Origin of the sequence: Rhizobium cauense (assembly GCF_019511525.1) — a bacterium.
Lineage (GTDB): Bacteria > Pseudomonadota > Alphaproteobacteria > Rhizobiales > Rhizobiaceae > Rhizobium > Rhizobium cauense.
Genome location: NZ_JAEUAT010000003.1, coordinates 377,788 through 396,512, shown reverse-complemented (window position 1 = coordinate 396,512; position 18,725 = coordinate 377,788). Strand labels below are relative to the sequence as shown.

The following is an 18,725-nucleotide window of genomic DNA, read 5'->3' as shown; positions in this document are numbered from 1 at the left end:
AGGGACCTAGCCGCCATTCATGAATGGATCCGCTAGCGCGGCCGCGGGTCGGCTGATCGGATATTTTGTGGTCGATATTCTCTTGGAGAATTTTGCCGCACCGTCCCTCTCGAGCAGAGTACGAAAGTTCGGGTGCATTCCTCCGTCCTCGTAAGCCAATGGCTGAGGAGAATTAGCGGTAATCAGATCCGCCTTTTCGATGTCGGAGTTTGTCTTGGCCGTGACTGCAAGATCAGGCTGGTCGATCCTTGGGGGGCAGGCGTCCAAAGGATTGCTTGGCTCGCCACCCGCAAACGTGGCATTGAAAACGTACTTTTTGCCGCAGAGGGAGACCCTCGGCTCCCGACGGGTGACCTCGAATGCGTCGTAGCCCTCCTTGAGGTTTTTCCAGAAGGGCATGTTGGGGTCGTTGCGGTACATCGCAAGATTTTTCGGCGTCATCCGAAAAGGATAGGCCTGGACCTGAAAAGCGGTTTGGCGACCGTGGAGCGCATTCTCAACGACGGCATAAATCTCGCCGATACCTTGGTCGCTCATGGCGTAGCATCCTGACGAAGAGCATGCGCCATGCACCATCAGCGCTTCACCGGTATACCCCAGTGCTTCTTCCAGCCGGTTGGGATAACCAAGATTGAACGAAAGAAAGAACTGAGACTTCGGATTGAGACGGCTTGTCGAGACGCTGTAAAAACCCTCCGGCGCCTGCCTGTCACCGTCGGTGGTCTTCGGCCCCAGCTTTCCTGACCAGCGACACATTGGGTACTTTTTCAGGAGGGCATACTTGCCCGAGCGATCAACCTTCCAGATCTCAAGTTCGCTTTCCATCTTGAATATGCGGACCAGGACCGGGGATTGTTGGGACATGCCCCTTGCCTTCATATCGGAAAGCAATTTCGGAGGGACTTCGCGAGCCTCCTCGCGCAGGTCATCGAGTGTCTGAGTGCATCCGGCAAGCGACAACGCGGAGAGGCAAAAGGCGATCCCGTGCAGAGTTGCGCGCTCAACATGAGGTTTCAGTAACCGCCGCAAGCGGTTGTTCCAATTCGCAAAGGCTTGCATGTGACTTAGCTTCCCTGTTTCCCCGCCGTCCTCATGGGAACACTGACGCTGGCCAGCGACGTCCGGCTGGCGATTCACGAGCCTATAGTGATGGTGTTCGAGGGATGCGTCAACGATCCTCGAAAATTGAGCCACGCTGGGACCGTTCTGCCATTCGAACTTTCAGATCGGATGACTGACGTTTGTCTTCATGATCCGTTTGCTACTGCGACGCTGGTGTGAATCGGGCGACCAGTGCATGCCGGTCACCGGGATAGGTAAAGCGCACATGGGTAACCGGCCCGCGGTTGCTCCAGGTGCGGCGCTCGACGACCAGACAGGCGGTGTTGCGTGGGATGCCGAGGGCTGTAGCCTCGTCCGAACCGGCCGACACCGCTTGAATGCGGTGCTCGGCACTGCTCCACGGGATCTGGTTGATAAGCCAAGCACCCGGCGCCATTTCCGAAAAATCGGCATTAGCCGCCTCGGGGACTGTCGAGAGGCTGATCAAGCGTTCCTCCAGGCAGAAGGGGCGCCCGCCTGCTTCATGGATGCAGGCGACATCGACAACCGATGATCCTGGCGCAACGTCGAGGCGGCGGATGTCCTCAGCCTTCGCCTTGCGTTGCTCGCGTTTCGATACGGCAAAGGAATAGGCAAGGTTCAATGATTGGACCTCGGCCCGGATGTCGTGAATCTCCAGGACGGCGGATTGTGCCTGTGGCTGCGTGACGAAGCTGCCGGATTTCTTGCGGCGCTCAATGAGGCCTGCTTTGGCAAGCTGGGTCAATGCCTTGTTCACGGTCATGCGTGAACAGTCGTATTCCTTCGTGAGGTCCACTTCAAACGGGATGCGGTGACCCGGCGGCCACTCGCCAGAAACGATGCGGCCTTCGATGTCGCTCACGATCCGTTGGTGCAAGGTTGCATCCTTGCTTTGATTCATCGTCACGCTCCGTTTGGTACCTCCCGCTCTACTGTCTCTGTCGCGGTGTGGAAAGTCCTATGCTGCCAGAAGCTCGCCCATCGCCTTCAGGAAACGTCGGTTGATCGCGTCGCGCGCGACGTGACGCCCGCCGGTGACCTGCTTGCGACCAAGGGCCCAAACGCTGTCGATCGCCACCCCTCCTGCGAAAACCCAGTGATCCAGCAATTGGTCCCCGGACAGATAGGGAACAGCTGACGTATCCAATGAAATGAGATCAGCATGGCTTCCGACCGCGATACCGCCCGGCGCCTTCAGCGCGGCGCCCCCGCCCGCGATTGCGTGATCGAAGAGGCTGCGAGCCGTCGAGCCTCCCGGTACTGCGACCACATTGCGCGCCCTCAGTGCCAGACGCTCGGAGTATTCGAGCTGCCGCAATTCGCCGGAAAGGGAGATCAGCACGTTTGAATCCGAACCGACGCCCAGGCGGCCACCCTCTTCAATAAAGAGCGGTGCCTGGAAGGTGCCATCGCCGAGATTGGCTTCGGTAATCGGGCAGAGGCCGGCGATTGCTCCGCGTCTCGCCATACCGCGCGTTTCATCCTCGGTCATGTGCGTCGCATGGATCAGGCACCAGCGCTCGTTGACCGGAGCGTTCGCCAAAAGCCATTCAACCGGTCTCGCCCCCGACCAACCGATGCAATCCTCGACTTCCTTAACCTGCTCGGCAATATGGATATGGATCGGGCCATCGCCGGCAAGCGGCACGACCTTTGCGAGTTCCTCGGGTGTTGCAGCGCGCAGGCTATGAGGCGCCACGCCAAGCTCAGAACCGGCAAGTGCGCCTGTCACCTTGCTGCAGCCATCCATCAATGCAGCAAACCTGTCGAGCGAGTTGATGAAGCGCCGCTGACCGTCGATTGGTGCCGCGCCGCCGAAACCGGAATGGGCATAGAACACCGGAAGCAGCGTCAGCCCAATTCCACTCGTGCTTGCCGCCGCCCCGATCCGCTCCGCGAGTTCGGCAATGTTTGCATAGGGTGTCCCATCCCTGTCGTGATGCAAGTAATGGAACTCGCCGACCCTTGAAAAACCGGCCTCCAGCATCTCCATGTAGAGTTGGCCCGCCACGGCCTCGACATGCTCCGGTGTCATCGACAGGGCGAACTTGTACATCACAGTACGCCAGCTCCAGAAGCTGTCGTTTGCCGGCCCCCTCACCTCCGCAAGTCCAGCCATCGCGCGTTGGAAGGCGTGGCTGTGGAGGTTGCTCATCGCGGGGACCAGGGTGTCGTGGTGCTCGTCGCCGGGCTCAGCTGCAACGCCTGTTTCAACGCTTGCAATACGGCCATCGACGATCGTCAGGCTGACGTTCTCCTGCCATCCCGACGGAAGAAGTGCCGCACTTGAATGAAGTCTGGTCGTTACCGTCTGAGCCATAACGCTTTTTCTCCTCTTTGGCGCCGCGCATCTTTCTTTTCGATGGAGCCGCACAAAATTTCACTTGTCACCCGTTTATTATGTATATACATGTTTCCACATAAAGGAAGGCGCAAAGCTGATGAACGGGAACAAAATTTCAAGCCATGAAGCGTTTGGAGACCTCCGCCAGCATCTGTGGCGGAATGCGCGGCTGGCAACGCTCGACCCGCAAGAGCCGGGTCTCGGGGTCATCGAGAAGGGCGCCATCGTTACACAGGGTGGCCGCATAAGTTTTGTCGGCCCAGAGGCCGAATTGCCGGTGTCTGCGATCGAGCGTGCCGAGATTACCGATCTTGAAGGTCGCTGGGTCACTCCCGGTCTCGTCGACTGCCACACCCATATCGTCTACGGCGGCAATCGTGCCCGTGAGTTTGAAATGCGACTGGAAGGCGCGACCTATGAAGAGGTCGCTCGCGCAGGCGGCGGTATCGTCTCTTCCGTCAAGGCCACGAACGCACTCACGGTAGACGGGCTTGTCGAAGCAGCACTCCCACGTCTTGATACGCTCATCTCGGAAGGTCTGACGACGATCGAGATCAAGTCGGGCTATGGTCTGAATATCGACGGCGAACTGAAAATGCTGCGCGCTGCCCGCCAGCTGGAACGTGTCCGACCGGTTCGCGTCGTCACCTCATATCTCGGCGCTCATGCCACGCCCGTCGAATACAAGGGCCGCAACGAAGACTACATCACCGATGTCGTGCTCCCAGCGCTTGAGCGCGCTCGAGCCGAAGGGCTTGTCGATGCAGTTGATGGTTTTTGCGAGGGGATCGCTTTCTCGACAGCCGAGATCGCGCGCGTCTTTGACAAGGCCGTGGCGCTTGGACTTCCAGTGAAGTTGCATGCCGAGCAGTTGTCGAACCTGGGCGGAGCAAAACTTGCGGCATCCTACGGTGCCCTCTCCGCCGACCATCTCGAATATCTCGATGCAGAAGGTGCCGCCGCGATGGCCGCTGCTGGCACAGTGGCCGTCCTGCTGCCGGGCGCATTCTACGCCATCAATGAAAAACAGGTCCCACCCGTTCAGGCGTTGCGGGATGCCGGAGCCCATATCGCGATTGCAACCGATTGCAATCCCGGCACCTCTCCTCTGACGTCGTTGCTGCTGACGATGAACATGTCCGCGACGCTCTTCAGGCTCACAGTCGAAGAATGCATCGCTGGCGCTACACGAGAAGGCGCACGCGCCCTCGGCGTCCTCAACGATACCGGAACGCTTGAGCCCGGCAAGTCGGCGGACTTCGCCATATGGGACGTCGAAAGCCTCGCCGAGCTCGTCTACCGCATCGGCTTCAACCCGCTTCATGCACATGTCTTCAAGGGCGAAAGGATCGACCGTTGACCATTACCCTTCATCCCGGCTCTGTCTCGCTCAAGGATCTGGAAACGATCTACTGGACCAGCGAACCGGCAAAGCTCGACGTTTCTTTCGATGCCGGCATCAAGAAGGCCGCCGCACGCATCGCCGAGATCGCCGCCGGCAATGCCCCCGTCTATGGCATCAATACCGGTTTCGGCAAGCTCGCCTCGATCAAGATCGACAGCGCCGACGTTGCGACACTGCAGCGCAACCTTATTCTGTCCCATTGCTGCGGCGTTGGCGCTCCGCTTCCTGAAAATGTCGTTCGCCTGATCATGGCCCTGAAGCTGGTTTCGCTTGGCCGTGGCGCCTCTGGCGTTCGGCTGGAACTCGTGCGGCTCATCGAAGACATGCTTCAAAGGGGCGTCATCCCCGTCATCCCTGAAAAGGGTTCCGTCGGCGCCTCTGGCGACCTCGCACCGCTCGCCCACATGGCGGCCGTCATGATGGGGGAAGCCGAAGCCTTCTATGCCGGCGAACGTCTTTCCGGCAGCGCAGCGCTTGAAAAGGCAGGTCTCAAGCCTGTTGTGCTCGCCGCGAAGGAAGGCCTCGCGCTGATCAACGGAACGCAGACCTCAACTGCGCTGGCACTTGCCGGTCTTTTTCGGGCCCACCGTGCTGCACAGGCCGCACTCATTACCGGTGCGATGTCAACAGACGCAGCAATGGGATCGTCTGCTCCATTCCACCCGGATATCCACACGCTTCGCGGCCATCGGGGCCAGATCGACACTGCCTCGGCGCTTCGGGCACTTCTTGAAAATTCCGTCATCCGCGAAAGCCACATCGAAGGCGACGAGCGGGTGCAGGACCCCTATTGCATTCGTTGCCAGCCCCAGGTCGACGGGGCCTGCCTTGATTTGCTCAGGTCCGTGGCGCGCACCCTTGAAATTGAAGCAAACGCAGTTACCGACAACCCGCTCGTGCTCTCGGACAATTCGGTCGTCTCGGGCGGCAACTTCCACGCGGAACCTGTTGCCTTTGCCGCCGACCAGATCGCGCTTGCTGTCTGCGAGATCGGTGCAATCGCGCAACGGCGCATCGCGCTCCTGGTTGATCCGGCCCTCTCCTACGGGCTGCCGGCCTTCCTGGCAAAGAAGCCTGGTCTAAACTCGGGCCTGATGATCGCAGAAGTAACGTCGGCCGCCCTGATGTCGGAAAACAAGCAGATGTCGCATCCGGCCTCGGTCGACTCGACACCGACCTCCGCCAACCAGGAAGACCACGTGTCGATGGCTTGCCATGGCGCACGCCGCCTGCTGCCGATGACTGAAAACCTCTTCAATATTATCGGTATCGAGGCGCTGACCGCGGCCCAGGGCGTGGAGTTCCGCGCACCTTTGACGACGAGCCCTGAACTTCAGAAGGCTATATCGACGATCCGCAGCGCAGTGCCGACGCTGGAACTCGATCGCTATATGGCGAACGATCTTAAGGCTGCCGGCGAACTGATCGCAACGGGCGCGCTCAACGGAGCTGTTTCTTCCGGAATCTTGCCGGTTTTGGAGAGCTGACATGGCGGTATGTGAAGTCAAACAAGGTTCGTCGCCTGTTATCCTCGGGTTTCCACACACCGGTACCGAGGTTCCAGCAGGCATCTGGGAACGTCTGAACGACAACGGAAGAATTCTTGCTGATACCGACTGGCACATTCACCATCTCTATGACGGGCTTTTGTCGGATGTAACGACGGTTCGGGCGACATTCCATCGCTACGTTATCGACGCGAACCGCGATCCGGCTGGTGTGAGCCTTTATCCCGGCCAGAACACAACAGGCCTGGTTCCAGAGACGGACTTCGACGGCAAGGCGATCTGGAAGGATGGAGAGACCCCTACGGAGGCCGACATTGCAACGCGCCTGCGGGATTTCCACGCACCCTATCATGCGGCACTAGCGGCCGAGATCGCACGGGTGAGGTCAATCCATGGGGTGGCGATCCTTTATGACTGCCATTCGATCCGTTCTCACATCCCTTTCCTCTTTGAGGGAAAACTCCCGGACTTCAACATCGGCACGGATATGGGCAAGACCTGTGACAGTGCTATCGAAAAGGCAACGCTGACTGCAGTTGAAGCTGCCGACGGTTACGACAGCGTGCTCAACGGCCGCTTCAAGGGCGGATGGACCACGCGGCACTACGGCCAGCCGGAGATCGGCGTACATGCCATCCAGATGGAGCTTGCCCAATCGACGCATCTTGAGACCGAGGCACCACCATTTGCATACGACGCAGCAAAGGCAGAGCGCCTGCGCATCCATCTCAAAGATATTCTGGTGCGCATCGAACAGATCGCGCCGGGCCTGAAACGATAACAATCACTCGACAGGGGGAACCCACATGACCTCAAACCCACGCCACAACATCCGCGAGATCCGCGCGCAGCGCGGCAACGAGCTCACCGCCAAGAGCTGGATGACCGAAGCGCCTTTGCGCATGCTGATGAACAACCTCGATCCCGACGTCGCCGAAAATCCGAATGAACTCGTGGTCTATGGCGGTATCGGCCGGGCCGCTCGCACCTGGGACGACTTCGACCGGATTGCAGCGACGCTGAAGACACTGAACGAGGACGAGACGCTCCTGGTCCAATCCGGCAAGCCGGTCGGCGTGTTCCGCACCCACAAGGATGCTCCACGCGTCCTGATCGCCAACTCCAACCTCGTACCGCACTGGGCGACATGGGATCATTTCAACGAGCTCGACAAGAAGGGCCTTGCCATGTACGGCCAGATGACGGCTGGCTCATGGATCTACATCGGCACGCAAGGCATCGTTCAAGGCACCTACGAGACCTTCGTTGAGGCCGGCCGCCAGCATTACAATGGCAGCCTCAAGGGCAAGTGGATCCTGACCGGAGGCCTCGGCGGTATGGGTGGTGCCCAACCACTTGCAGCTGTCATGGCCGGCGCATGCTGCCTTGCCGTGGAGTGCGATGAGACCCGTATCGATTTCCGCCTGCGGACCCGCTATGTCGACGAAAAGGCAAAGACGCTCGACGAAGCGCTGGCACTGATCGACAAGTGGACGAAGGCTGGCGAAGCCAAGTCCGTCGGCCTATTGGGCAATGCCGCCGAGATCTTCCCGGAACTCGTTCGCCGCATGAAGGCCGGTGGCCCGCGTCCGGATATCGTTACCGACCAGACTTCGGCCCACGATCCGCGCAATGGCTACCTGCCTGCCGGCTGGACTGTCGAGGAAGCAAAGGCCAAGCGCGAGAGCGATCCGAAGTCTGTGGAAGTCGCAGCGCGTGCCTCCATGAGACAGCACGTCGAGGCCATGGTTGCCTTCTGGGACGCCGGTGTTCCGACGCTCGACTATGGCAACAACATCCGTCAGGTCGCCAAGGACGAGGGTCTCGATAACGCTTTCGCGTTCCCCGGCTTCGTACCTGCCTACATCCGTCCGCTGTTTTGCCGCGGTATCGGTCCGTTCCGCTGGGCAGCCCTGTCCGGCGATCCTGAGGATATCTACAAGACCGACGCCAAGGTGAAGGAGCTGTTGCCTGATAACAAGCACCTGCACAATTGGCTCGATATGGCCAGGGAACGCATTTCCTTCCAGGGCTTGCCGGCGCGCATCTGCTGGGTTGGCCTCGGCGATCGCCATCGTCTCGGCCTCGCCTTCAATGAGATGGTCAAGAACGGCGAATTGAAGGCTCCCGTCGTGATCGGGCGCGACCATCTGGACTCCGGCTCGGTCGCCTCGCCGAACCGCGAGACGGAAGCAATGAAGGACGGGTCGGATGCAGTCTCCGATTGGCCGCTGCTCAACGCGCTTTTGAACACTGCATCGGGCGCGACCTGGGTTTCGCTCCATCACGGCGGAGGCGTTGGCATGGGCTTCTCGCAGCATTCGGGCATGGTGATCTGCGCCGATGGTACGGATGATGCGGCACGCCGGCTGGAGCGTGTCCTGTGGAACGATCCGGCAACCGGCGTTATGCGCCATGCTGATGCAGGCTACGAGATCGCCCTCGATTGCGCCAAGGAACAGGGCCTGCGTCTGCCGGCGATCCTCGGGAACTAGTCTTTCGACCCGGGCCTCACTACCTCTGGGGCCCGGTTACCGTCTTGGGAGCCCACCATGGTCCGCGCCACCGTCATCAGGTCAGCCACCTATCGCCGCATGCCGTGGAAGAATGGCGGCGGTGAAACTGTCGAAATTGCGGTTTCGCCGGAAGGTGCAGCACTGTCTGAGTTCAACTGGCGCGTCAGCATGGCGACAGTTGCAACGGATGGGCCGTTCTCGATTTTTACCGGAATAGACCGCACACTCTCGATCCTCGAGGGAAACGGCATGTCGCTGACGATAGATGGAAAGGCCCCGGTCCTTTTGACTGGGACAAGTGATCCCCTCGCCTTTGCCGCCGATGTCGTTGTGTCGGCGACGTTACCCGACGGGCCGATCACAGACCTCAACGTCATGACCCGACGCCAGAGTTTACGCCATACGGTTGAAAGACTGGTTGTCGGTCCGAGTGCAACGGTGCGGCTATCAACGCCGACGTTCCTACTCCTCTGCCGTGGCGCCCCTCTTGCCGTCGAGTGGAATGACCAGCGCGCCGATCTCAAGGCTGACGATACACTTCTCCTCGAAGGCGCCGAGGGTACTGATATCAGGTTGGTCGGTAAGGCAACCTGCTTTCTGATCTCAATCGGGTCCATCTGAGCGCAAGCGTCAGCAGCGCCATTTGGGGGCTTTCCTTCGGCCAAGGCGCGAATGTTCAAGGCCCTTTGCGGCGCGAAAACAATATTGTTCTTATAGTCTATAAAATAGATAGTTTTATCTGTGTACCTTTGTGTGGCCGCCCTAGTGTTTCCATGTCGAAACAAAATTCGTGCGCTGGAGCCGATGCTCAGCCACAAGGGGGCGAAACATGAATATCAGGACACTATTGACGGCCATTACTCTCGGTTCCGCCAGCTTGCTGGCGCCTTTTGTTGGCCAAGCCGCTGAAAAGAAGGTCGTTGTTGCCTATCAAACCGACGCGCTGCCTTCTTCAGTCGCGATTGCCAATGGCGACTTTGCCAAGGCGACCGGTTATGAAATCGATTTCCGCAAGTTCAATTCCGGAGCAGAGATCTTCGCAGCCATCGCATCCGGTGATGTGCAGGTTGGCTATGTCGGCTCAAGCCCATTCGCTGCTGCGACTTCGCGCGGACTGGAAGTCAAGGCCTTCTACCTCTCCTCGATCTCGGGCATCGACGAGGCCCTCGTTGTTCGTAACGGCTCGGGAATTTCATCGCTTGCTGATCTGAAGGGCAAGAAGCTTGCCGCAGCACCGGTCTCTACCGATCATTATCAGCTCCTGGCGCTCATCAGGTCGCTGGGATTGACGGAAAAGGATGTCGAGGTCTTTGCAATTCCGCAGCCCGAGATCGTCGCCAGCTACAACAGGGGTGACATCGACGGCGGCTTCGTCTGGGATCCCGCACTGACGGAACTGAAAAAGAATGGCAAGGTTCTCGTCACATCCAAGGATGTTGCGGATAAGGGCGCTCCGACCTTTTCGGCCTGGGTTGCAGCATCCGGGTTTGCCGATGAAAATCCGGAATTCCTGAAAGGCTTTGCCGGAGTGATCAACAAGTACTACGCATCATTCGCCTCCGACAAGAAAGCCTGGGATGCAGATGGCGACAACGCAAAGCTGCTTGCCAAGACGCTTGGCGGAACACCTGAGCAGCAGGCCGCAGCACTCAAAAACCTGACGCTGCTGACGCCAGAAGTCCAGGCTTCTGAGGCTTGGCTGGGTGGCGGTGAAAAGTCCGGAGCAGCAAAGATCCTCAAGGATACGGCTGCCTTCCTTAAGGGCCAGGGCAAGGTGAGCGAAGTCCTGCCAAGCTACGCGGCATTTGTCACGCCGGATGCGCTCGTCAACCCAAGCAACTGATAAAAAACGCCAATCATCCATTCGGTCACGCTGGCGCTTGAAAGGCGCCGGCGTGCCACATTTGAGAGACAGCTATGCTCAAAGTCGATCACGCAAGCGTCTATTTCCGGACGCGGGACGGCCAAACGGTCCAGGCCCTCGATCGGGTTTCCCTTGAAATTCCGGACGGCGGTTTCGTTGTGGCGCTCGGTGCCTCGGGTTGTGGAAAATCCACGCTGCTCAACGCGATTGCGGGTTTCCTGCCGCTATCGGCAGGCACAATCACACTGGACGACCGACCGGTCAAAGCTCCCGGTGCGGATCGCGGTGTCGTGTTCCAGAAGGATACGCTCCTGCCGTGGAAGACGGTCGTCGACAATGTGGCGCTTGGCCAGAAATTTGCCGGAGTACCAAAGGCGGCACGGCGTGCACGTGCCGAGGAGCTCCTCACTCTGGTCGGACTGAAGGATTTTGCCAAGGCCTTCCCTTACGAATTGTCCGGCGGCATGCGCCAGCGTGTCGGTATCGCCCGAGCGCTTGCGGCCGACCCCGACATTCTTCTGATGGACGAGCCTTTTGGTGCTCTCGACAGCCTGACGCGCGAACAGATGCAGGAACTCCTCGTGTCGGTCTGGAAGGAAACCGGAAAGCGGATCTTCTTCATTACCCACTCGATCGAAGAGGCTCTCTTCCTCGGCACGCAGGTGGTTGTGATGTCACCGCGGCCCGGTCGGATCGTGGCACGCTTCGACCTAGATTTCGTTGGCGACTTCGCGCGCAGCGGCGATGCGCGGTCAATCAAGACAGCACCGGAATTTGGCAATTTGAGAGAAGAGATACGGACCATCCTGCATGGTTCCGAGGCGTTCAGGAGTGCGGCGGAATGAGCAGCGTCAGCGAAACAAGGGGCGTTGTCGTGACCGCCCCGGTCGACCAGCCGAAAACTGTTCAGATGAAGGGTTTTGGTGTCAGGGAAGGCAGTACCCTTGTTATCAGCCTTGTGACTGCAGCAGTCCTGGTTGCCATTTGGTGGGGTATTGCAAAGCTCGGATTGGTACCCCGACTATTCCTGCCGACACCGCAGGAAGTGATCACGCAGATCGGTGCCGTCTATCGCGATGGCTATGCCGGCGCGTCCCTTTGGGAGCATGTTTCGGCGAGCCTGTTCCGGATCGCAACAGCCGCGGCGATTGCCATGGTGGTTGGCATCCCGGTTGGTTTGCTCATGGGGCTGAACAGGTGGGCAAAAGGTATTTTCGATACACCCATCGAATTCTATTGGCCCCTGCCGCCGCTTGCCTATCTGCCGCTGATGATCATCTGGCTCGGCATCGGCGAAACATCGAAGGTAACGCTCTTGGTGTTGGCAATGTTTGCGCCAATCTGCCTTTCGGCCCAGTCAGGTGTGCGTTCGCTTCCAATCGAGCGCGTCAACGCTGCGCGCTCTCTTGGAGCAACGCCATTCCAGCTTCTTGTCAACATTGTCTTGCCATCGGCGTTGCCCGAGATTCTCACAGGTATCCGCATCGCGCTTGGCATCGGCTGGGGCACACTTGTCGCGGCCGAGCTGATCGCTTCCAATCGTGGTATCGGCTATATGATCATGTCTGCTTCGCAGTTCCTGGCAACGGACGTGGTCTTCGTCGGTATCGGCATCATCGCTACCTGTGCATTTGCCTTCAGCGCTGCGGTTCGCCTCTTGGAAGCCACCCTCGTTCCGTGGAAAGGTAAGAGCTGACCGGCGAGCGCCTTCAGGGGAAGATTACGTGCAGCAAAAGCAGATGCAGATCTACGCGTTCGACATGAACTGCGTCGGGCATATCAATCATGGCCTGTGGACCCATCCACGCGATCGATCGCTCCACTATACGGACCTCGACTACTGGGTGGACCTTGCCCGCACAGCCGAGCGCGGCAAACTGGATGGCATATTTCTTGCGGATATCGTCGGCGTCTATGACGTTTACAAAGGCAGTCCGGGCCCGGTCATCGAGGCCGGCGCGCAGATCCCCGTCAACGATCCACTCATGCCGATTTCGGCGATGGCTTATGCCACGCAGAATCTGGGGTTCGGAGTTACGGTCAACACCACCTATGAGCCGCCCTTTCTGCTTGCGCGGCGCATGTCGACGCTCGACCATTTAACGAAGGGGCGCATCGGCTGGAACATTGTCACCGGCTATCTCGACAGTGCCGCGCGTGCGATGGGCTTTGAGCAGCTTCCCGAGCACGATCAGCGCTATGATGCGGCTGAGGAATACCTTGAAATCCTCTACAAGCTTTGGGAGGCAAGCTGGGACGACGGTGCGGTAGTTTGCGACAAGTCACGGGCCGTCTTTGCAGATCCGTCCAAGGTGCGCGCAGTCAGCCATGCCGGCAAATACTATCGGATGGAGGGAATCCACCTGTCACAACCGTCGCCGCAGCGGACACCGCTGCTCTTCCAGGCGGGAGCGTCTGCACGCGGGCAGGACTTCGCCGCAAGGCACGCCGAATGCGTATTCATCGCAACGCCAAGCCCCCAGGCGGCCAAGCCGACAGTCGATGTATTGCGGCGCAAGGCTGAATTGAACGGGCGTGGGGCCGAGGCTTTGCGTGTACTCAGCCTCGTCACGGTCGTTGTCGGGCGCACGGAAAAAGAGGCACAGGGCAAACTTGAGGATTACCGGAGGCATGCCAGCGTCGAGGCATCGCTCGCCCATTACTCCGCATCAACAGGTGTCGATTTCTCGAAGTATGGGCCCGATGATCCGATCGAGCAGACATCCACCAATGCCAACCAGTCTGCACTGGCTGCAATCACCAAGGAGGCGTCAAGGCCGGTGACGTTGCGCCAGATCACCGATCAGATGGTGCTTGGCAGCCGGATGAAGCCGATCGTCGGCTCGCCAGAGCAGGTCGCGGATCGCCTGGCGGAATGGGTTTCGCAGGGCGGTGTGGATGGTTTCAATCTGGCGCGCACCGTGGCGCCGGAAAGCTTGCGCGACTTTGTCGATCTTGTCGTGCCGGTGCTGCAGGAGCGCGGTCTGTTCAAAGCAGACTACGCTGAAGGGCCGCTTCGACAAAAGTTGTTCGGCGGCAGCGGCAGGCTGCCGTCTTCGCATCCTGCCGCCGCATTTCGCACTTGAATCATTTGTGGTCGAGGCGAGCGACCAGGCGATCGCCGAGCCACTGGATTCCGCAGACCAACACGATAAGCACCGCAACGACGGCAACCATGATTGTCGTCTCAAAGCGCTGGTAGCCGTAGCGGATGGCAAGGTCGCCGAGGCCACCAGCACCGATTGCGCCGGCCATCGCGGATGCTCCGATCAGGGTAACCAGCGTCACGGTGAAGCCTGCGACTATCCCCGGCAGTGCTTCGGGAACCAGGACCTCACGGACAATCGTCCAGCGATTGCCGCCCATGGCCCGCACTGCATCGATCAGGCCGCGATCCACCTCACGCAGTGACACTTCCGCGATGCGCGCGTAGTAGGGCGTTGCGGCAATCGCAAGCGGCACGATGGCTGCCCAGGTGCCGAGCGCCGTGCCGACGATCAGCCGCGTAAGCGGTATCAGGGCAACCAGCAGGATGATGAAGGGTACCGAGCGGAAGCCGTTGATGATCGCGCCGAGGACACCGTTGATCCAGGCGTTCTCGGCAATTCCTCCCTTGTTGGTCAAGACAAGGGCGAGACCGAGCGGCAGGCCGAAGACAAGCGAAATCAACCCGGAGGCACCCGTCATCAGGATCGTCTCCCAGAGGGAGCGAAGCAGAAGATTAAACATGATCGGTGTCATAGCCGAGAACCTCCACCCGCGCCGAGCGGGCTTTCAGAAATTGCAGAACCTTGTCCTTGAGTGCCGGGTCGCGCATCGGGACAGCAATGAAGAACCGTGCGACGGGCTGGTTCTGGATATGATCGATACCGCCATGGACCAGCCGAAAGGACTGCGGCAAGGCAGTTGACAGGTCGGCGAAGACGGCGCCTTGCGCGGCCGGCCCTGCCATGTCGATGCTGAGGATCGCCTCCTGCCCTGACGTCGGCGAGAGCCGTGCTGCGATATGCTCCGGCAACTGCGGGCGGCTTCCCGAAAGCAGGCTCTGGGTAATCGGCGCTTTCGGATCGGCAAAGACCGACCACACCTCGCCCTCTTCAACGATGCGGCCTGCGTCAATCACGGCGACGCGATCGGCAATGTTGCGAACGACCTCCATCTCGTGGGTAATCAGCAGGATCGTGAGACCAAGCTTGCGGTTGATATCCTTGAGCAAGGTCAGGATCGAACGGGTCGTTTCAGGATCGAGAGCGGATGTCGCCTCGTCCGAAAGTAGCAATGCCGGGCGTGCGGCAAGCGCTCGAGCGATGCCAACGCGCTGCTTCTGGCCACCTGACAGAGAAGATGGATAGGCCTTTGACTTGCCGGCAAGCCCGACGAGCTCCAGCAATTCCTGGGCGCGCTTCAGACGCTCGGCCTTCGAAACACCGGCGATCTTGAGCGGCAGAGCTACATTTTCCTCGACGGTCTTCGATGACAGCAGATTGAAGTGCTGGAAGATCATGCCGACGCGACGGCGCAGGGGCTGCAATTCCTTTTCGTCGAGGCCGACGATGCTCTGGCCTTCGATCTCGATTTCGCCGCTGTCAGGCCGCTCGAGACCGTTAAGGCAGCGGATCAGCGTGGATTTGCCGGCACCGCTGCGGCCAATGATGCCCAAGATCTCGCCTTTGTGAACGGTTAGCGAGATACCATCGAGTGCGGCTGTGGCGCCAAAATGCCGATGCACGTCAACGAGGCGAACCACCTCTTCCGGCACGACTTCCGGCGGGGCCTCTATCGCGGAGGCCGATACAACTGAATTCATAGTCTTTCCCTTCGGAAACGCCCAAGGCGGCCCGGGCAAGGAACGCCCGGGCCGCCTTGTTCAAACGCGCCTAACCCCCGGCGCGAATAGTTGATTAATAGGCGCTGACGCCGGTTCCCTTATACACCTTGTCGAACTCGGCCTTAACCGCATCGTTCTGGTAGGAGGAAACCAGTGTTTTTACCCAGGCCTCGTTCTCACTGCCCTGCTTGACCGCGATGAAGTTGCGATAAGGGTTGTGGGCGATCGGCTCCTGTGCAATGCGATCGGAAGCAGACAGTCCGCTCTTCAAGGCCCAGTCGGTGTTGACTACGGCGGCATCAAGATCCTCGATGGCACGGCCAACAACGCCGGCATCGAGCTCCTTGATCTCGACGTTCTTCGGGTTCTCGGCGATATCGGTCACAGTGGCAAGAATGCCTGTGCCATCCTTCAACTTGATGATGCCTTCGTTCTGCAGGACCCGCAGGGCACGGCCTTCGTTGGAGGGATCGTTCGGAACGCCGATTGTCGCACCTTCGCCGATTTCGGCGACAGTTTTGTGCTTCTTGGAGTAAAGCCCGATGGGCCAGACGGCGGTGTATCCGACCGGGACGATATGATAGCCGTGCTGCTCGACCTGATTGTCGAGATAGGGCTTGTGCTGAAATGCGTTGGCGTCAATTTCACCACGCTCGAGCGCTTCGTTCGGCTGGGTGTAGTCGTTGAAGACGACGGTCTCGATTTTCAGGCCGTTTTTTGCAGCCTCGGTGGTCACAACCCGCCAGACGTCTTCGTCCTCGCCGCTCATGATGCCAACCTTGATCGACTTGTCTTCAGCGAAAGAGGCAACAGGTGCGGCGAACGCAACGAGTGCAAAGGTCGACGCTGCGATCGCGGCAAGGCTTGCGCGACGTGTCAGGCTTGGTGTGGCGGACGTCTTCTTGTTCATTTTGGTGTTTCCCGTCTTCTATTTGATGTGTGCTGGAACGGCTGAGATAATTTCAAAACTGCTGATCGTAAACCAAGCAATCCGATCTCTATTGCGCTGCAGCACGGAAAAACTCTTCGGTGCTTGCCCGGAGTCGCGGGATAAAAATTCTACTGATTTTATAGAATATTGTCGTTGCCGGCCCGCTTGCTGCTCACTAAATTAAACCATCCGAGCGCGAAGGACAAATCTGTGCTCTGATTGTCATAGTGATTTTCTACCGCGGGCATTGACGGCATGATAGCAGAGGGCAGTAGCGGCGGCACGATCCGCCGACCCGTGGTCGCGATTATCGGCGGAGGCGTTTCGGGCGCCGGGGTGGCCTACCACCTGACACATTCCTCGATCGGCACACCACCGGCAATCCTTGTCTTTGAACCGCGCGGTGAACTCGGCCGCGGTCTCGCTTACGATACCGCCGATCCGGCCCATCGCATCAATGTTCCCGCCGCCCGCATGAGCCTTCTGCCTGACAGGCCGGAGGATTTTGTCGAGTGGATCGGCCGTACTGATGCTGTTGCGGATGACCCTGATGCTCACAGGCCTGATGGCAGCCTCTATCCTCGCCGTCACGTTTTCGGTGCCTATGTCGCCTCTGCACTGTCGCCGCTCCTGCGCAATGGTAGCGTACGCCATCGTCGCGCGAGGGTTACGGAGGTACGCCGCGACGGCACGCTCTGGCAGATATTTGATAGCCAGGGCGGGCAATGTTTTGCCGATTTCGTGGTGATCGCCACCAGCCATCCAGCGCCCTCGACGCCGGGCGCTCTGAGAAGTCTTGAAGGCCATCCACGGTTTGTCGCCGATTCAACGGTTCCTGGGTCACTTGATGCCATCCGCCCTCTCGATCGATTGCTGATCGTTGGAAACGGTCTGACGGCGGCCGACATTGTGGCATCGCTTGCAAGGACCGGGCATCGAGGACCGGTTACGTCAATCTCGCGACGGGGACTGAGATCGAGGGGGCACGCGCCGAATCCGCAGGATCCATTTGGGGAGTTCGAGGCCGCTCCCGCCCATAGCGCCGCAGCGTTGCTGCGCAGCGTCAGGCGCACAATTGACGATGCGAAGCTGGCGGGGCTGACCTGGCACGCCGTCATCGATCAGGTGCGCAGCCACGGGCATGCGATCTGGCAAAACCTGCCCGTTGCCGAGCGCTGCCGGATTGCACGTCACATCAGGCCGTACTGGGACGTTCATCGCTTCCGGATCGCACCCCAGGTAGAAGACGTGCTTGAGCAGGCCATTGCTGAAGGCAGGATGGAGGTGCTGGCGGCCTCAGTCCTCAATGCGAAGCGTGACGATGAAGCCATCCACGTTGAACTGAAAAGGCGTAATGGCAGCCCGGTGGAGCGGAGCTTTGACGCCGTTGTCGTGACGACGGGACCGGCGCATGGTGGCATCCTGAAAAGCCAGGCATGGCTTTCAAAGTTACACGATCAGTCGCACTTGCGGCTCGATCCTACAGGTCTCGGCATTGCCTGCACCGACCGCTCAGAAGCGATTGGAGGCGACGATCGGCCAGATCCGACCTTGTTGATCTCTGGTCCGCTGGCACGCGGCACATTCGGAGAGTTGATGGGCCTACCGCAGATCAGTGAGCATGCCGCCTTCGTGGCCAATGAGCTTGCGAGAAAGGTAAGTGCGAGGAACGTGCGGACCTAGCTGCTGCTGCGGTGGGTGTCAGGAAGACGAGTTGGCTGCAGTTTCCGCGAAGGCCTCAAGTTCTGGATCGAAGTCAATCTCAACGACATTGTTGAAGACCGCTGTGGCGAGCATGATGCCGGCAAAAGCGACCAGATCGACCAGTGTCTTGGTATCATAGCGGGCCTTCAACCCGGTCCAGATCTCCGCGGGGATTGCATTGGAGTTGGCAACGATTGCCTTTCCGAAGGCATCGAGGAGAGCTTCCTCCTCAGAGAGCGTCAGTGCTTCCGGATCAAAGCCTGCGGTAATCAGGGCCCGTCGAAAGAAGGTGATTGCGATCTTCGAACCGGCAGCTTTCGAAATGGCGTGCGAGAAGATCCAGATCGATCTGTCGTCGATTGCCTGAAGTTCGCGGCGGAGCGTGAACCACTCGGCATAGATACGGTGGGCGACCGGGGAATGGAGCAGCGTACGCTTCATGTTCGTCATGCGTCCGCGCACCCGCACCTCCTCGTCATGCGCGGCCCTAACCTCTTCGGAAGCCGTCGGGTAGTCGATCTTCGGGATGTGGCTCATGACAA

General features: G+C 59.4%; 17 protein-coding genes. 10 read left to right on the top strand and 7 right to left on the bottom strand.

The features are described 5' to 3' along the window. Nucleotides 1-6: 6 nt before the first annotated feature. The 3 genes from JNB88_RS07895 to JNB88_RS07885 all read right to left on the bottom strand — a co-directional run bounded on the left by JNB88_RS07895 (nt 7) and on the right by JNB88_RS07885 (nt 3,403). Nucleotides 7-1,059: a L,D-transpeptidase family protein gene (locus JNB88_RS07895; RefSeq protein ID WP_420832172.1), complete on the bottom strand. Its 1,053-nt coding sequence runs from the start codon at nt 1,057-1,059 to the stop codon at nt 7-9. Nucleotides 1,060-1,261: 202 nt separating this feature from the next. Then, entirely contained in the window at nt 1,262-1,984 is a 723-nt protein-coding gene (hutC, locus tag JNB88_RS07890; protein WP_220354965.1) for a histidine utilization repressor, read from the bottom strand. Nucleotides 1,985-2,041: 57 nt separating this feature from the next. After that, nucleotides 2,042-3,403 carry a formimidoylglutamate deiminase gene (locus tag JNB88_RS07885; RefSeq protein ID WP_220354964.1) on the bottom strand — a complete coding sequence of 454 codons (1,362 nt, stop codon included), beginning with the start codon at nt 3,401-3,403 and terminating at the stop codon, nt 2,042-2,044. Between the two features lie 121 nt (nt 3,404-3,524). Between JNB88_RS07885 and hutI the strand changes: the two genes are divergently transcribed. The 9 genes from hutI (at nt 3,525) to JNB88_RS07840 (ending at nt 13,806) form a co-directional block, all read left to right on the top strand. Next, nucleotides 3,525-4,787 carry an imidazolonepropionase gene (hutI, locus tag JNB88_RS07880; RefSeq protein WP_220354963.1) on the top strand — a complete coding sequence of 421 codons (1,263 nt, stop codon included), beginning with the start codon at nt 3,525-3,527 and terminating at the stop codon, nt 4,785-4,787. Continuing rightward, nucleotides 4,784-6,319: a histidine ammonia-lyase gene (gene hutH, locus JNB88_RS07875; RefSeq protein WP_220354962.1), complete on the top strand. Its 1,536-nt coding sequence runs from the start codon at nt 4,784-4,786 to the stop codon at nt 6,317-6,319. Before hutI ends, hutH begins: the two co-directional genes overlap by 4 nt. 1 nt (nt 6,320) lies before the next feature. Continuing rightward, complete coding sequence (hutG, locus tag JNB88_RS07870) at nt 6,321-7,121, top strand: N-formylglutamate deformylase (protein WP_220354961.1); 801 nt, start codon at nt 6,321-6,323, stop codon at nt 7,119-7,121. Between the two features lie 25 nt (nt 7,122-7,146). After that, on the top strand, nt 7,147-8,835 hold the full coding sequence (gene hutU / locus JNB88_RS07865; protein ID WP_037135888.1) for a urocanate hydratase: 1,689 nt from the start codon (nt 7,147-7,149) through the stop codon (nt 8,833-8,835). Between the two features lie 57 nt (nt 8,836-8,892). Further along, on the top strand, nt 8,893-9,477 hold the full coding sequence (locus JNB88_RS07860; RefSeq protein WP_220354960.1) for a HutD/Ves family protein: 585 nt from the start codon (nt 8,893-8,895) through the stop codon (nt 9,475-9,477). 208 nt (nt 9,478-9,685) lie between these two features. Next, the gene (gene tauA / locus JNB88_RS07855) at nt 9,686-10,699 is read left to right on the top strand and encodes a taurine ABC transporter substrate-binding protein (RefSeq protein ID WP_220354959.1); all 1,014 of its coding nucleotides are present in this window, start codon (nt 9,686-9,688) and stop codon (nt 10,697-10,699) included. 74 nt (nt 10,700-10,773) lie between these two features. After that, nucleotides 10,774-11,565, top strand: coding sequence for a taurine ABC transporter ATP-binding protein (locus JNB88_RS07850; protein ID WP_037135883.1), 792 nt, complete (start codon nt 10,774-10,776; stop codon nt 11,563-11,565). After that, a complete protein-coding gene (locus JNB88_RS07845) occupies nt 11,562-12,416 on the top strand; it encodes an ABC transporter permease subunit (RefSeq protein ID WP_220354958.1) in 855 nt (284 codons plus the stop codon). The genes JNB88_RS07850 and JNB88_RS07845 overlap by 4 nt, the downstream gene beginning before the upstream one ends. 43 nt (nt 12,417-12,459) lie before the next feature. Next, complete coding sequence (locus JNB88_RS07840) at nt 12,460-13,806, top strand: LLM class flavin-dependent oxidoreductase (protein WP_220355082.1); 1,347 nt, start codon at nt 12,460-12,462, stop codon at nt 13,804-13,806. 1 nt (nt 13,807) lies between these two features. Here the strand turns inward: JNB88_RS07840 and JNB88_RS07835 are convergent, their stop codons facing one another. The 3 genes from JNB88_RS07835 to JNB88_RS07825 form a co-directional block, all read right to left on the bottom strand. Next, nucleotides 13,808-14,461 (bottom strand): methionine ABC transporter permease, encoded by a 654-nt coding sequence (locus JNB88_RS07835; protein ID WP_037135880.1) that lies wholly within the window; start codon nt 14,459-14,461, stop codon nt 13,808-13,810. After that, entirely contained in the window at nt 14,442-15,527 is a 1,086-nt protein-coding gene (locus tag JNB88_RS07830) for a methionine ABC transporter ATP-binding protein (protein ID WP_220354957.1), read from the bottom strand. Before JNB88_RS07830 ends, JNB88_RS07835 begins: the two co-directional genes overlap by 20 nt. A 94-nt stretch (nt 15,528-15,621) precedes the next feature. Then, the gene (locus tag JNB88_RS07825; protein ID WP_220354956.1) at nt 15,622-16,458 is read right to left on the bottom strand and encodes a MetQ/NlpA family ABC transporter substrate-binding protein; all 837 of its coding nucleotides are present in this window, start codon (nt 16,456-16,458) and stop codon (nt 15,622-15,624) included. A gap of 276 nt (nt 16,459-16,734) precedes the next feature. Here JNB88_RS07825 and JNB88_RS07820 point away from each other — a divergent pair, with 276 nt between their 5' ends. Further along, a complete protein-coding gene (locus JNB88_RS07820; protein WP_220354955.1) occupies nt 16,735-18,162 on the top strand; it encodes an FAD/NAD(P)-binding protein in 1,428 nt (475 codons plus the stop codon). 18 nt (nt 18,163-18,180) lie between these two features. On the opposite strand, the gene JNB88_RS07815 is transcribed toward JNB88_RS07820, so the two are convergent. Next, nucleotides 18,181-18,720: a carboxymuconolactone decarboxylase family protein gene (locus JNB88_RS07815; protein ID WP_220354954.1), complete on the bottom strand. Its 540-nt coding sequence runs from the start codon at nt 18,718-18,720 to the stop codon at nt 18,181-18,183. Between the last annotated feature and the right edge of the window lie 5 nt (nt 18,721-18,725).

What these genes read in the sequence shown, in the direction of transcription:
- JNB88_RS07840 (WP_220355082.1), top strand. Translation starts at nt 12,460, where the DNA reads ATGCAGATCTACGCGTTCGACATGAACTGCGTCGGGCATATCAATCAT.
- JNB88_RS07830 (WP_220354957.1), bottom strand. Translation starts at nt 15,527, where the DNA reads ATGAATTCAGTTGTATCGGCCTCCGCGATAGAGGCCCCGCCGGAAGTC.
- JNB88_RS07850 (WP_037135883.1), top strand. Translation starts at nt 10,774, where the DNA reads ATGCTCAAAGTCGATCACGCAAGCGTCTATTTCCGGACGCGGGACGGC.
- JNB88_RS07825 (WP_220354956.1), bottom strand. Translation starts at nt 16,458, where the DNA reads ATGAACAAGAAGACGTCCGCCACACCAAGCCTGACACGTCGCGCAAGC.
- JNB88_RS07815 (WP_220354954.1), bottom strand. Translation starts at nt 18,720, where the DNA reads ATGAGCCACATCCCGAAGATCGACTACCCGACGGCTTCCGAAGAGGTT.
- hutU (WP_037135888.1), top strand. Translation starts at nt 7,147, where the DNA reads ATGACCTCAAACCCACGCCACAACATCCGCGAGATCCGCGCGCAGCGC.
- JNB88_RS07860 (WP_220354960.1), top strand. Translation starts at nt 8,893, where the DNA reads ATGGTCCGCGCCACCGTCATCAGGTCAGCCACCTATCGCCGCATGCCG.
- JNB88_RS07835 (WP_037135880.1), bottom strand. Translation starts at nt 14,461, where the DNA reads ATGACACCGATCATGTTTAATCTTCTGCTTCGCTCCCTCTGGGAGACG.
- hutC (WP_220354965.1), bottom strand. Translation starts at nt 1,984, where the DNA reads ATGAATCAAAGCAAGGATGCAACCTTGCACCAACGGATCGTGAGCGAC.
- hutG (WP_220354961.1), top strand. Translation starts at nt 6,321, where the DNA reads ATGGCGGTATGTGAAGTCAAACAAGGTTCGTCGCCTGTTATCCTCGGG.
- tauA (WP_220354959.1), top strand. Translation starts at nt 9,686, where the DNA reads ATGAATATCAGGACACTATTGACGGCCATTACTCTCGGTTCCGCCAGC.
- JNB88_RS07820 (WP_220354955.1), top strand. Translation starts at nt 16,735, where the DNA reads ATGATAGCAGAGGGCAGTAGCGGCGGCACGATCCGCCGACCCGTGGTC.
- hutI (WP_220354963.1), top strand. Translation starts at nt 3,525, where the DNA reads ATGAACGGGAACAAAATTTCAAGCCATGAAGCGTTTGGAGACCTCCGC.
- JNB88_RS07885 (WP_220354964.1), bottom strand. Translation starts at nt 3,403, where the DNA reads ATGGCTCAGACGGTAACGACCAGACTTCATTCAAGTGCGGCACTTCTT.
- JNB88_RS07895 (WP_420832172.1), bottom strand. Translation starts at nt 1,059, where the DNA reads ATGCAAGCCTTTGCGAATTGGAACAACCGCTTGCGGCGGTTACTGAAA.
- JNB88_RS07845 (WP_220354958.1), top strand. Translation starts at nt 11,562, where the DNA reads ATGAGCAGCGTCAGCGAAACAAGGGGCGTTGTCGTGACCGCCCCGGTC.